Origin of the sequence: Solirubrobacter pauli (genome assembly GCF_003633755.1) — a bacterium.
Classification (GTDB): Bacteria; Actinomycetota; Thermoleophilia; order Solirubrobacterales; family Solirubrobacteraceae; genus Solirubrobacter; species Solirubrobacter pauli.
Window position 1 is genome coordinate 1,700,177 of sequence record NZ_RBIL01000002.1, and the last position, 12,622, is coordinate 1,712,798.

Below are 12,622 nucleotides of genomic sequence, written 5' to 3' on the forward strand. Positions count from 1 at the left end.
CTGCGTCGGCAGGCGGCCGTGGCGGGATCGCACCGTTCCTCCTCAGTGAACGGGCGCGGTGGCCCCGGCGGCGCGCATCTGGCGCACGCCGAGCCACCACACGAAACCCATGCCCGCGAGGGCGCCGGGGATCGCTTCGAAGCCGGTCAGCAGGTTGGTGTCGTCCTCGGACGGGATGCCCAGGTTGATGAGCAGCCCGAAGACGATCGACCCCACGAGGGCACCGCAGAACGCGCCCACGATCCCGCCCCAGAAGTTGTCCGGCAGGAAGACGGTGAAGTGCCAGAGGGCCAGGCCCACCATGGTCCAGATGAGCAGAGCCATCAGCGCGGCCTCCCGTGACGCTTGTTGCGGGGCTTTCGGTCCTTCGCGTCGCCGTCGGCCGGCGGCGTGTCCGTGTCCGGCGCGGCCGACGACGGGCCCGCGGGCGGGTTCGTCGTGCCGTTGCCGGTGGTGCGGGCGCGGGCACGGCGTCCGCCGGTCGGGCGGCCACTCGTAGCGGCGGCCGCGGCCGCGGGCTGACGAGACGTCGCCTCGTCGATCCCGAGGTCCTTGACCATCTCCTGGAACTCGCTCGCCGAGACCTCCTGGCCGGCGGGCGCGGAGACGCTGCGGCGCTTGCGCTCCTTGGGCTGGACGTCGATCGGCCCGCCCTGGTCGGCGACCGCGTACGCGGGCACACGGCCGAGGCGCTCGAGGATCCGCGCGTTGCGGGCACGGAAGCCCGGCTCACGCTCCTTCCAGTGCTGGAGCACCGGCGTGGCGATGAAGATCGACGAGTACGTGCCGGACGCGATGCCCACGAAGAGGGCGAACGCGAAGTCCCGCAGGGTCTCGCCGCCGAACAGCATCAGCGCGAGGACCGGCAGCAGCGTGCAGAAGGACGTCGCCAGCGAGCGGACGATGACCTCCGACAGCGACCGGTTGACGATCTGGGAGAACGCCGCGCTCGGCATGCGAGGCACGTTCTCTCTGATTCGGTCCATCACGATGATCGTGTCGTACAAGGAGTAGCCCAAGACGGTCAAGAGCGCCGCGACCGTCGACGTCGTCACCTCCCGGCCGACGAGGGCGTACACGCCCGCCACGATCAGGATGTCGTGGAGCACCGCGATCAGGACCGGCACGGTGAACTTCGGCTCGAAGCGCAGTGCCAGGTAGATCGTGATGACGATCAACGACGCGATGATCGCGATCAAGGCCGAGTTCGCGACCGACTCACCGAAGCTCGGGCCGATCGACTCGACGCTCGGGCGCGTGTCCGCGGGGAAGCCGTACGCCTGCTCGAGGCGCTGGTTGGCTTCGTCGACGCGGCTCGGGCCGAGCTCCTCCGTGGAGATCTGCACCACGTGGTCGCCGAGGCCGCTGCCGGTCAGCGTCTGGATCTTCGCGTCGGAGAGACCGAGCGGGCCGAGCGTGTCACGCACCTGCTCGACGGTCGCCGCCTTCTCCAGCGACGCCGTGATCCGCGTACCGCCGTCGAAGTCGATGCCGAAGTTGATGCCGCGGCCCGACATGGCGAGCGCGCAGATCAGCAGGATGAGGCCGGACGCGGAGAAGAACCACTTCGCCTTGCCCATGTAGTCGATCTGGAACTTGTGCTTCTGCTCACCGGCGCCGAGCGCGGCCTTGGAGGCCAGCAGACGCGTGTTCCGGAGCGAGTACAGGATCGCCTGGGTCGCGAGCACCGCGGTCAGCAGCGACAGGATGACGCCGAGGCCGAGGGTGAAGGCGAAGCCCTGGACGCCGGAGGTGGCGAGGATGAAGAGGATGAACGCGACGAGGAACGTGACGATGTTCGCGTCCACGATCGCCGTCAGGCCCTTGCGGTAGCCCGTGACGATCGCCGTGCCGACCGATCTACCGGCCCGCACCTCCTCTTTGACGCGTTCGAAGATGACGATGTTCGCGTCGGCCGCGACGCCGAGGGTCAGCACGAGACCCGCGATGCCCGGCAGCGTCAGCGTGATCGGGATCAGCTTGACGACCGCGTAGAAGTACAGCGCGTAGATGAGCATCGCGATCGTCGCGATGACGCCCAGCACGCGGTAGAAGACGATCAGGAAGAGGGCGACGATGATGAAGCCCGCGATGCCGGCCTTCAGGCCCTGGTCGAGCGCCTGCTTGCCGAGGGTCGCGGAGACCTGCGAACGCGAGACCTCCGTGAGCTTGAGCGGCAGGGCGCCGATCTTCAGGACGGTCGCCAGGTCCTGCGCGGACTTGATCGTGAACGAGCCGGAGATCTGCGCGCCGGTCGAGCCGTCGATGCCGTCCGAGTTCTCGCGCCAGTTGATGTACGGCGCGGAGACCAGCTCGTTGTCGAGGGCGATCGCGAAGTGCTGCGAGGTCTGGATCGGGTCGCCGCCCAGGGCGTTGTCCGCGCCGCGCTCGGCGACGTGGCGGGTGATCGCCTGGAACGCCTTGCGGCCCTTGTCCGTGAAGTTGAAGGTCACGATCGGCTCGTTGCCGAGCGTCGTGTCGAAGGACTGCTCCGGGTCCTTGATGTCCGTGCCGGAGAGGCCGGGACGGTCCTGGATGACCCACCAGCGGTCCGGGTCCGGGTCGTCGGCCTCGGCCTTCTGCTCACGCAGCACGAGGACGCCGGCCGGCACCTCGATGAACTCGGCCTTGGCGCGCTCCTCGGCGGTCAGCGACTCCTCGGCGTCCTGGCGTGAGGCGAAGGTCTGGACGGCGCTCGTGTTGGTGCCGAACGGCTTCTTGGTCGCCTTGTCGAAGATGTACCAGCGCGGCTCGGCGCCCGCCTGGGACGGACCACCGGGTGAGTCGTCGGCGAGCGGGTCGAGGCCCGCGCCGACACCCACGTCGCGGCACTTGGACGCCTGCTCGACAGCCGCGCGCAGGCCGCTGATCGGCTGGCGCTGGTTGGCGTTCTGGTCCGGGTTGGTCTTGCAGTTCTCGTCGAGGAGGTTCGCTTCCCAGTCGTAGAAGTACAGCTGGGCGGTGGAGCCGACCTGATCGGCCGCCGCCTCGGCGTCTTCGACGCCCGGCAGGTTGACCTCGATCTGGTCATTGCCGGACTGGAACAGCTCGGCCTCGGAGACACCGAACTCGTTGACGCGCTGCTGCATGAGATCCAGCGAGCGCTGCATGGCGTCGGGTGTGATCGGCTGCTGAGCCGTCGCCTCCGCCTTGTAGACAAGCTGTGACCCGCCCTGGAGATCCAGGCCGAGCACAGTTTCCTTCGTGGCCACCACGGCGATCGAGCCGCCTATGAGGGCGACCACGAGAAGGAGGACGAATAGAGATCGACGGCGTTCAGACATGCAAAATCACGCGATGAGGGTACTCACACACGGCACGAGGCCAGTTGGCGGACGGATAGGTTTTCTGGCGCTACCTGGACGGCGTCAGGACGAGCAGGAGACCGCCGTCATCATCGTAGGCCGGAAACAGATCGGCTACCGCCTTCGCGGGCAGATCTCCTTCGGCGTTGACGATGACAGGCTTTCCGAGACGGCGTACTCCCCACTCCAGGGCCGTCCCGACATGATCCTCGCCTCCATCGAAGTCGAGGCCGAGGACATCCTTCACCGGGCGCCCGATGACCTTCTCGTCGGACAGGCCGGTGAGCTCGCGAGAGCCACGGCCGCAGCCGATGATCCGGCCCTCCTTGTCACAGACGAAGAAGGCGGCGTTGGGCGCCGGGTAGTAGTCGTCCAGCAGCTCGAACAGGAAGCCGAAACCGCACTTCGAGCACCCTTTGGGCACGTTGCGGAACCCGGACGTACGCTCGTTCGCGGTCGTCCGGTTGCCGCAGTTCGGGCAGATGAACAGATGAGCCATCAGAATCGTGAGGGTAGTCCCCGGCTTAAACGGACGCTATGGGCCGTTCGGCTAGAAGAGCCCGGCGGGGTCTGATGGCGGCTCGAGGCCGAGGTGGCGGAAGGCGTGCGGCGTGGCGCAGCGACCCCGCGGCGTACGCAGGATGAACCCGCGCTGCAGCAGGTACGGCTCGTAGACGTCCTCGACCGTGTCCTGCTCCTCGTGCACGGCGACCGCGAGGGTGGACAGACCAACTGGTCCGCCTCCGAACCGATCGCAGATGACGGTGAGGATCTCGCGGTCCAGTCGGTCCAGCCCCTCGTGGTCGACGCCCATCGCATCCAGGGCGGTGTACGCGGCCGTCGCGTCCACGGTGCCGTCGCCGTGCACCTGCGCGAAGTCGCGCACGCGCTTGAGCAGCCGGTTGGCCACGCGCGGCGTGCCGCGTGAGCGCTCGGCGACCGCCCGGGCGCCGTCCATGTGGACCTGCACGCCGAGCACGTGCGCGCTGCGGGCGACGATCGCCGCGAGCTCGTCGGCGTCGTAGAGGTCCAGCCGGTGCTGGATGCCGAAGCGGTCGCGCAGCGGCGTGCTCAGCAGGCCGGCGCGCGTCGTCGCCCCGATCAGCGTGAACGGCGGGATCGGCAGCGTGACGACCTTCGCGCCCGCGCCGACGCCGAACGTGATCGGCAGCTCGCCGTCCTCCATCGCCGGATAGAACGTCTCCTCCACCGCCCGCGGCAACCGGTGGATCTCGTCGACGAAGAAGACGCTGCGCGGCTCCAGGTCGGTCAGGAAGGCCGCGATGTCGCCCTTGCGCTCGAGCGCCGGGCCGGCGGTCTGCACGAACGGGACCTCCAGCTCCTCGGCGACGATCCGCGCGAGGCTCGTCTTGCCGAGGCCCGGCGGGCCCGCCAGCAGCACGTGGTCCAGCGCTTCGCCGCGGGCGGCCGCGGCCTTGATCGAGACGTCGAGCTGGGCCTTGAGCGCGGGCTGGCCGACGAACTCGTCCAGCCGGCGTGGCCGCAGCGACTGCTCGGCGTCGTCGTCCTCGCGGACGTGCGGCGTCTGGATCCGCTCCAGGTCGGCGCCGGGCGTGCGGATCATCGGCGCGACACCTTCAGGGCGTGGGTGATCAGCGCCTCGGGCGTGTCGCCCGCGGCGCCTTCGAGCAGCTTGTCGATCTCGGTCGGGGCGAAGCCCAGGCCGACCAGGCCGTCGCGGGCCAGGGCCCGCGGGTCGTCCGGCGTGAGCGAGGTGGCGGTCACCGCGTCCTGCACGTCCGGGATCTTCGTCTTGAGCTCCACGATGATCCGCTCCGCCGTGCGCTTGCCGATCCCGGGCACGGCCACGAGCCGCGCGGTGTCGCTCGCCGCCACAGCGGCCAGCAGCTCCCGCGGCGGGCCGCCGGAGAGCACGGCGAGCGCCATCTTCGGGCCGACGCCCTGGACGCCGATCAGCAGCAGGAAGAGGTCTCGCTCCTCCTCGGTCGCGAAGCCCATGAGCGTCAGCGCGTCCTCACGCACGATCAGGTACGTGAAGAGCGTCACCGGCTCGCCGATCCGCGGCACGTGGCTGAGCGTCTCGGCCGACACGCCGAGCCGGTAGCCGACGCCGCCGCACGAGACGACGACATGGTCGCCGCGGCGCACCGCGACCTCGCCGGACACGAGCGCGATCATGCGCCCACCCGTTCCATCGCGGCCTGCAGCGGCGCCCCGTTGGCGTGGCAGATGGCCACCGCGAGCGCGTCCGCCGCGTGGTCGGGCGTGGGCAGCTCCGGCAGCGAGAGGAGTGTCTGGACCATCCGCTGCACTTGCTCCTTCCCGGCCCGGCCGGAGCCCGTGACCGCGGTCTTGACCTGCTGGGGTGTGTAGGACGCGCACCGGATCGCCCGCTGGCCGGCGGCGAGGATGACCACGCCGCGCGCCTGGCCGACGGCGAACGCCGAGCGGGCGTTCTGGCCGAAGAACAGGTCCTCGACCGCCACGGCCTCGGGCTTGTAGGTGTCTATGAGCTCGCACACCCGGTGGTGGATGTGGGCGAGCCGCAGCCCGGCGTCCGTGCCCGCGCGCGTCTCGATCACCCCGCCGTCCAACGCGACCACGCGGCCGCGCTGGTGCGCGACTACGCCGTAGCCGGTGTTGGCGACGCCAGGGTCGATCCCGAGGACGATCACGGTCACCCTCCGAATTCTGCGTGGAGGGTCGGACGCCTTCCCGGCTAGGTGGGTAGCGAGGAGTCCGCGAACCCGAAGAACCAGACCGCGAACGCGACGAGCGCCAGCGCGACGGAGACGATCATCACCGTGTCGAGCACGCCGCCGCGGCGGGTGGAGGTCCGCTCGGCCCGCATCGAACGCAGCCAGGTCGCCCGGTGGCGCTCCTCGTGGCGGCCGGTGAGCCTGCCGTGCAGCCGGTCCAGCCAGCCGAGGAACTTGCCGACGACCGCCATCCCGATCGGCAGCCCGAGGATGATCAGCAGGTACGGCCCGGCGCTCGGCCGGGAGGAGTCCGCGAGCTGCGAGGCCGCGTAGATCAGCCCCAGCGGGACGCCGATCCACATGAACACGGACCCGACCGCCATCAGCAGCACGAGCGCCATCGCGGGCGGCGAGTAGGGCGAGCGGAGCATCGTCGGCCCTTCATGTTCCCGGAATCCGTTGCCACAATCGTCACGTGTACCGCGAGGTTGCTCCCCCGCCCGACCTGGCCGAGGCGGTCGCCTGCGTGTGGTCGAGCGTCTCCCGCGGCGGCGTGATCCTGCCGGACGGCTGCGTGGATCTCGTCTGGCGCGGTGACGGCCTGGTGGTCGCCGGCCCGGCGACGAAGCCCGCGCGGGCGGGCGTGCCGGCCGGCGTGCCCGTGTTCGGCGTGCGCTTCCGGATCGGCGCGGCCGGCACCGGCCTCGGGACGCCCGCGGCCGAGCTCGCCGATCTCAGCGTCGACGCCGGAGAAGTCCTGGGTCGCGACGCCTCAGAGCGGGTGGCCGAAGGCGGGCTGCCGGCGCTGCTCGGCCTGGTGCGCGAGCGGCTCGCCCCGGTCGACCCGATCGCCCGGGCCGCGGCGCTGGCGATGGCGCGGCCGGAGACACGGGTGGCCGAGCTCGCGCGGGCGGTCGGCCTGAGCGAGCGCCAGCTCCGGCGCCGGTTCCTCGACGCGGTCGGCTACGGGCCGAAGACGCTCGGGCGCGTGTTGCGCTTCCAGCGGTTCCTCGCGCTCGCCGCGGAGGAGCGCGGCGAGGGCGCGGCCCCGGCGGGGCGCCGCGGGACGCGCCGGGACATCTCCCCCGGCACGCGGAGCGCGGTCGACCTCGCGCGGCTCGCCCTGGACGCGGGCTACGCCGACCAGGCGCACCTCACCCGCGAAGCGCGGCGGCTGTCGGGCCGCACGCCGGCGGAGCTGCTGGCGAGCGGCGCGGGCCCGGCGGGCGAACGTGTCCGTTCCGTTCAAGCCGTCGGCGCACCGGGCGCGTACCGTCCGGCGGGATGATCGACCGAGCTGAGGCGTACATCTGGAAGACGGCGCGCGTGCTGGAGCAGCGGCGCTTCGAGGTGCTGTTCAAGGGCGGGGACCCGGAAGCGGTGAAGGCCGCGCTGGAGCCCTACAAGACCGCTGACGGCGGCTACGGCTACGCGCTGGAGCCCGACGGGCGCGGCCCGACGAGCCAACCGCCGCACATCTGGACGGCGCTCGAGACGCTGGAGGACGTCGGCGCGACCGACGAGCGCGTGCCGGACCACCTGCAGACGATCACCGCCTCCGACGGCGGCGTGCCCGTCGCGACGCCGAACATGCGCGACTGGCCGGTCGCGCCGTGGTGGGCGATCGGCACCGAGGGCTCCCTGCTCGCCACCGCCCTGCTGTACGCGCCGCTGTCCAAGCACCTGGAGCACCCGTGGCTCGACGGCGCCGAGGCGTTCCTGTGGCGGCAGGTCGACGGGATCGAGAAGACGCACCCGTACGAGGTCGAGGCCGCGATCACGTTCCTGGACGCGGCGCGCGACCGCGAGCGCGCGCAGGCCGCCGCGGACCGGCTGGGGCAGCTCGTGCGCGAGCAGGAGCTCGTCGGCACGCAGCCCGAGGGCTACACGGTCGGCGAGATCCACCACCCCCACGACTTCGCCAAGTCGGCGGACAGCCTCGCCCGTGCCTGGTTCTCCGACGCGGAGATCGACGCGTCGCTCGACCACCTCGCCTCCCGTCAGAACGACGAGGGCGGCTGGGACATCACGTGGGCCGTCTGGACCCCCGCGATCAAGATCGAGTGGAGCGGGCTGGTGACGATCGCAGCGCTCAAGACGCTGCGATCGTACGGGCGGGTCTAGCCGGCCACTCGTTCCAGGACGTCCGCCGGGACGTCGAAGTTCGCGTGGATCTCGTCGGTGTCGTCGAGGTCCTCGAGGGTGTCGATCAGCTTCATCAGCTTGGTCGCTCCCTCTTCGTCGAGCGGCACCTGCGTCTTCGGGCGGTAGGCGACGGAGAACTCCGTGACCTCGATGCCGGCCTCGGCCAGCGCGCTGCGCACCGCCGTCAGGTCCGACGGCTCGGTGAGCACCTCGAACACGTCCTCGTCGAGGACGATGTCCTCGGCGCCCGCGTCGACCGCCGGCATCAGGTCGTCCTCGGAGTAGCGCTCGCCGTCGACGAGCACGACGCCCTTCTTGTCGAACAGGTACGCGACCGAGCCGGGCTCGCCGAGGCTGCCGCCGTGCTTGCTGAACGCGTGGCGGACCTCCGAGCCGGTGCGGTTGCGGTTGTCCGTGAGCGCCTCGACGAGGATCGCGACGCCGCCCGGGCCGTAGCCCTCGTACATCACGTGGTCGTAGGACTCGGTGTCCGCACCGGAACCCGTGCCCTTGGCGATCGCGCGCTCGATGTTGTCCTTCGGCATCGAGGCGGCCTTCGCCTTCTGGACGGCCAGGCCGAGGGCCGGATTGCCGTCGACGTCACCGCCGCCTTCCTTCGCCGCGACGGTGATCGCCCGCGCGAGCTTCGTGAAGAGCTTGCCGCGACGCGAGTCGACGATCGCCTTCTTGTGCTTGATCCCAGCCCACTTGGAATGACCGGCCATGGAGGGGGATTCTAGAAGAGGACAAAGTCCGACACGCCTGCATTCGGGCTGCGTCATCGAGGACGACACGCCGGTGACCCAGGGGTTGGACCCGCCCCGCCAAGACAGCACCGGCGCACCTCGACGACCAAGGAAGTGCTCCCCATGCCGGCCGCTCCAGCCGGTCGCGTCCCGCTGCACGCTCGCGGCGGGGCCGATCGCCCCTGCGCCAGTACCCGCCGTGGCTTCATGCTCGGCGGCGGCGCCCTGCTCGCCTCGCTGCTCCTCCCGTCCGCCCGGGTCCCGCGGGCGCTCGCGGCCACCACCGCGCTCGACGACGCGGCCTACTGGGCCTTCGCCGACCGCATGCAGGACACGCTCGACGGCTACTGGCGCGGCGGCATGTACCGGCCGGAGCGGTCGATGGTCAACGCGACGATGCTGCTGACGCACTCCGCCGCGGCGGTCGCCGGCCACACCGGGCCGGCGCGCCGCGACGACCGCGTGCGCGAGCTCGTCGACCGGCTGTGCAACGGACCGGCCTGGGCGAAGAGCCCCGGCACCGGCTCGCAGGGCCACCTCCCCGGCTGGAAGGACGGCCTGACCGGCGGCGGCATCCAGCACCTCGTGGTCGACACCGAGATCACCTGGGGGCTCCTGCACGCGTGGCGTGCGCGGGACGTCCTCGGCCTCGACGGCGACCTGATCGCCGACCGCATCGTCCGCACCGCCTCCGGCCAGTTCTGGCGCTGGCCCGCGCTGCGCCTGAACCAGGCCAACTGGTACGTGCGCATGTACGCGGCGGCCGCGGAGGTCGGCGGCGACACGGCCGGCTTCCACGACCAGATCCTCAAGCAGCTGCGGCGCTTCGTCGACGGCGCGAAGCGGCCGATGAGCGGCGCGACGATCTCCAACCTCGGCCCGTCCTACCGCTTCCACTACCTCCCCGGCAGCTCCGACAACCACAAGTACAACCTCGACAGCGCCGAGTACGCGAACATCGTCTGCGGCATGCTCGTCGCCTACCAGCAGGCGCGTGCCGCGGGCATGCCGGCGCTGGACGCCACGCGCACCACCGTCATCCGCAACTGGTGCGAGCGCGTCCTCTGCGGCTACTGGACGCACAGCGGCTACCTGAACTGGGACACCGGCCTGGGCTTCAAGCGCTGGCACCAGGGCAAGAAGCTCGGCCTCTCGCAGGGCGCCCTGCTCGGCATCGCCGTCTGCGACGAGCTCTCCGACCACGGCGCCTGGGCCAAGCACATGCTCGACCGCTCGTTCGAGCTGTTCGGGCGCTGGACCGACCGCGCCAAGGGCCTGCCGCCCGCGAACGCGTTCGGCGTCCCGTCGATCGACGACAACGAGTCGAGTGCCCTGCTCGCCGCCGCCCGCGTGCAGGCCAACGCCGCCCAGGCCGCGCTGCTCGGCCTGGGCGCCAAGCGCGCCGAGGAGCCGCCGCCGCTGTACGCCTACGACCCCGACGTCGGCCGCCTGGCCGTGACCACCCCCGCCTACAACACCGCGATCGTCGCCGTCAACCGCGGTGCCTTCCCGTACGGCGGCCTGGAGCTGTCGCGCCTGTTCGACGGCCAGCAGGACGTCGCGGGCGGCGTCGGCGGGCGGCCGCCGGCCTCGTTCGGCGTGGTCGTGCGCGACGGCGGCGGGAAGATCGTCGCCGCGTCCCAGCGTGCCGTCGACCGCGAGCGCCCGCTCGAGCTGCTGTCGCCGCAGGACACCAAGCCGCCCTACGCGGGCGCGTTCTCGTCGCTGCGCGTACGCGGGAAGATCACCCGCGGCCAGATCGCGATCACGACCACCCACACGTTCCGCGCGACCTACATCGAGACCGCGTGGACCGTCCGGGGCGCCGACGGCAAGACCGTCGAGGTGCTGTTCCCGTCCTGGGGCAAGAGCGCGAAGGTCTGGGCCGTCAACGCCGCGGGCGAGCGCTCGTCCGTGCGCGGGTCGGTGTCGCTGGACGGCGTGGAGTGGTTCCACGTCGAGAGCGAGCAGTCGGGCTACGTCGTCGTGATCCGCAGCGGCGGTGACAGGGCGACCGCCGCGGCGCGGGCGGTGGCGGCGCAGGCGTCGGCGCCCAACCCCGGGCCGACGCTCACGGTCCGGGCGAAGGGCGGGTCCGTGGTCGCGCGGGTGGCGCCGGTGCGGTCGGCGGACGAGGCGCGCGCGATGGCCCAACGGCTCGTGTAACAGCCGGTGGCAGGGGGTGCGGAACGCCAGCGTCCCATACGGCAGCTGTGGTTCCGCACCCTCTATTCGGAGCGCGGTCGTGCGCGGCGGCCTCGATGGCCGTTGGCTACGGCGTGGCGACCGGCGACGCCGTCTCGGTCGGCGTCGCGGTCGGGGTGGCGACCGGCGTCGGCGTCTCGACGACCGTCGGGACGGGCGTCGCGGTCTCGACCGGCGTGGGCACGGGCGTCGGCGTCTCGACCGGCGTCGCCACGGGCGTGGCCACCGGCGTCGGCACGGGCTTGAGGCCCTTCGGCGGCGCCGGCCGCACGGGCTTCGTGTAGGCCTGCTGGGCGAGCCGCAGCAGCGCGCTGCGGCGCGCTCGCGATCCGGGCGGGGACGCGTGGAACTTGCGCGCGCCCGCGAAGAACGCCTGCCGCTCCTCGGCGGTCGGGTTCGTGCGCATGAACGCCTGGACAGCGCGGTTGTACAGCGCGCGGTCGTCGAAGCGGCGCGGGCGGGCCGTCGGCACGCGGCGCGCCTTGGGCCGGCTCTTGGCCGTCTTGGGCTTGGTGGGCACCGCGATCCGGGCCGACTCGGTGGAGGCGGTGGACGGCGGCGTGTCGACCGCGACCACGGGCGCGGCAGGTGCCGGGGCGTGCGGGCGGCGCGGCCGCTTCGGCGCGGCGGCGTCGAGATCGGCGGGCGTGACCATCGCGACCTGAGGTGCCTCGCTCGCGTGGTGCTTGACGACCGGGACGGTCACGGCGCTGCCGCCCACGACGAGCGCGCAGCACGCGCCGACCGCGACTTTCTGGACGGTCGCCACGCCACCACCACCGACGAGCTGGGCGAGCACGCCCCACGGGCTCCAGCCGGCGAGCCGGCGCAGGCGCGAGGGGCGCTCGCGCAGCAGCGCCTGGTGCGCCCGGCAGCCGGCGCAGCTCCACAGGTGCCGGCGGGCGAGCTCGCTCGCCCGGACGCCGCTCTCGGCGGCGACGTCGAGCGCGTCACGCACCGACACGCACGAGGTCTCACGGGCCTCGGCCGTCTGGCGCAGGTTCGCGCGGGCGCGCGCCAGCAGCGAGCGGGTCGTGTCGACGGTCGTGTCCAGCCGGACGGCGACCTCCTCGTGCGAGAGGCCGTCGAGCGCGCTCATCACGAGCACGGACTTCTGGCGGTCGGGAAGGCGGTGGATGTCGCCGAGCAGCTCGCGCGCCTCGGTGCGGTCGAGGAGCACCTCGGGGAGCTGGCCGGCGGCGGACGGGAGCGTCTCGAGCTCGACGCCGCCGACCGCGCGGACCTTCGCGCGGCGCAGCTCGTCCAGCGCCGCGTTGCGGACCAGCCGCAGCAGCCACGCGCGCGCGTCGATCGGCACGACGCCGCCGCGCAGGGCCGCGTCGGCGCGCAGGTAGACGTCCTGGATCACGTCGTCCGGGTCATGGCCGGAGCCGCGCAACAACCGCGCCGCCTGCCGCCGCAGCACGGGGCGATGACGCTCGAACTCGGTAGCGAACGACGTGTCCTCGTGGGTGAGCAGGGGATCCTCCTGGGGAGCGCGGGCGGGCGGGTGGTCGACTGGGGAGACGCAGCGGTCCGG

General features: G+C 72.0%; 12 protein-coding genes. 3 read left to right on the plus strand and 9 right to left on the minus strand.

Annotated features, from left to right (window positions below):
• Positions 1-42: 42 nt before the first annotated feature.
• The 7 genes from C8N24_RS27605 to C8N24_RS27635 form a co-directional block, all read right to left on the minus strand.
• Positions 43-324, minus strand: a complete 282-nt coding sequence (locus C8N24_RS27605; RefSeq protein WP_121256235.1) for a hypothetical protein — start codon at positions 322-324, stop codon at positions 43-45.
• A complete protein-coding gene (gene secD, locus C8N24_RS27610; RefSeq protein WP_170179471.1) occupies positions 324-3,245 on the minus strand; it encodes a protein translocase subunit SecD in 2,922 nt (973 codons plus the stop codon). The genes C8N24_RS27605 and secD overlap by 1 nt, the downstream gene beginning before the upstream one ends.
• Before the next feature lie 109 nt (positions 3,246-3,354).
• On the minus strand, positions 3,355-3,804 hold the full coding sequence (locus C8N24_RS27615; RefSeq protein ID WP_121256239.1) for a PAS domain-containing protein: 450 nt from the start codon (positions 3,802-3,804) through the stop codon (positions 3,355-3,357).
• 51 nt (positions 3,805-3,855) lie between these two features.
• Positions 3,856-4,890 (minus strand): Holliday junction branch migration DNA helicase RuvB, encoded by a 1,035-nt coding sequence (ruvB, locus tag C8N24_RS27620; RefSeq protein ID WP_121256241.1) that lies wholly within the window; start codon positions 4,888-4,890, stop codon positions 3,856-3,858.
• Positions 4,887-5,465, minus strand: a complete 579-nt coding sequence (gene ruvA / locus C8N24_RS27625) for a Holliday junction branch migration protein RuvA (protein ID WP_121256243.1) — start codon at positions 5,463-5,465, stop codon at positions 4,887-4,889. The genes ruvB and ruvA overlap by 4 nt, the downstream gene beginning before the upstream one ends.
• Positions 5,462-5,968 (minus strand): crossover junction endodeoxyribonuclease RuvC, encoded by a 507-nt coding sequence (ruvC, locus tag C8N24_RS27630; RefSeq protein WP_245971986.1) that lies wholly within the window; start codon positions 5,966-5,968, stop codon positions 5,462-5,464. The genes ruvA and ruvC overlap by 4 nt, the downstream gene beginning before the upstream one ends.
• A 38-nt stretch (positions 5,969-6,006) precedes the next feature.
• The gene (locus C8N24_RS27635) at positions 6,007-6,417 is read right to left on the minus strand and encodes a hypothetical protein (RefSeq protein ID WP_121256245.1); all 411 of its coding nucleotides are present in this window, start codon (positions 6,415-6,417) and stop codon (positions 6,007-6,009) included.
• Positions 6,418-6,461: 44 nt separating this feature from the next.
• Between C8N24_RS27635 and C8N24_RS27640 the strand changes: the two genes are divergently transcribed.
• Positions 6,462-7,274: a helix-turn-helix domain-containing protein gene (locus C8N24_RS27640; protein ID WP_121256247.1), complete on the plus strand. Its 813-nt coding sequence runs from the start codon at positions 6,462-6,464 to the stop codon at positions 7,272-7,274.
• Positions 7,271-8,110 carry a hypothetical protein gene (locus C8N24_RS27645; RefSeq protein WP_211340164.1) on the plus strand — a complete coding sequence of 280 codons (840 nt, stop codon included), beginning with the start codon at positions 7,271-7,273 and terminating at the stop codon, positions 8,108-8,110. Before C8N24_RS27640 ends, C8N24_RS27645 begins: the two co-directional genes overlap by 4 nt.
• Here the strand turns inward: C8N24_RS27645 and C8N24_RS27650 are convergent.
• Positions 8,107-8,856 carry a YebC/PmpR family DNA-binding transcriptional regulator gene (locus tag C8N24_RS27650; protein WP_121256249.1) on the minus strand — a complete coding sequence of 250 codons (750 nt, stop codon included), beginning with the start codon at positions 8,854-8,856 and terminating at the stop codon, positions 8,107-8,109. The genes C8N24_RS27645 and C8N24_RS27650 overlap by 4 nt on opposite strands.
• Before the next feature lie 228 nt (positions 8,857-9,084).
• Between C8N24_RS27650 and C8N24_RS27655 the strand changes: the two genes are divergently transcribed.
• Positions 9,085-11,043, plus strand: a complete 1,959-nt coding sequence (locus C8N24_RS27655) for a hypothetical protein (protein ID WP_121256251.1) — start codon at positions 9,085-9,087, stop codon at positions 11,041-11,043.
• Positions 11,044-11,149: 106 nt separating this feature from the next.
• Here C8N24_RS27655 and C8N24_RS27660 read toward each other — a convergent pair whose 3' ends face one another.
• Entirely contained in the window at positions 11,150-12,562 is a 1,413-nt protein-coding gene (locus C8N24_RS27660) for a sigma-70 family RNA polymerase sigma factor (protein WP_281272693.1), read from the minus strand.
• Positions 12,563-12,622 lie beyond the last annotated feature (60 nt).

What these genes read in the sequence shown, in the direction of transcription:
- ruvA (WP_121256243.1), bottom strand. Translation starts at nt 5,465, where the DNA reads ATGATCGCGCTCGTGTCCGGCGAGGTCGCGGTGCGCCGCGGCGACCAT.
- C8N24_RS27615 (WP_121256239.1), bottom strand. Translation starts at nt 3,804, where the DNA reads ATGGCTCATCTGTTCATCTGCCCGAACTGCGGCAACCGGACGACCGCG.
- ruvB (WP_121256241.1), bottom strand. Translation starts at nt 4,890, where the DNA reads ATGATCCGCACGCCCGGCGCCGACCTGGAGCGGATCCAGACGCCGCAC.
- C8N24_RS27645 (WP_211340164.1), top strand. Translation starts at nt 7,271, where the DNA reads ATGATCGACCGAGCTGAGGCGTACATCTGGAAGACGGCGCGCGTGCTG.
- C8N24_RS27605 (WP_121256235.1), bottom strand. Translation starts at nt 324, where the DNA reads ATGGCTCTGCTCATCTGGACCATGGTGGGCCTGGCCCTCTGGCACTTC.
- C8N24_RS27635 (WP_121256245.1), bottom strand. Translation starts at nt 6,417, where the DNA reads ATGCTCCGCTCGCCCTACTCGCCGCCCGCGATGGCGCTCGTGCTGCTG.
- C8N24_RS27655 (WP_121256251.1), top strand. Translation starts at nt 9,085, where the DNA reads ATGCTCGGCGGCGGCGCCCTGCTCGCCTCGCTGCTCCTCCCGTCCGCC.
- C8N24_RS27650 (WP_121256249.1), bottom strand. Translation starts at nt 8,856, where the DNA reads ATGGCCGGTCATTCCAAGTGGGCTGGGATCAAGCACAAGAAGGCGATC.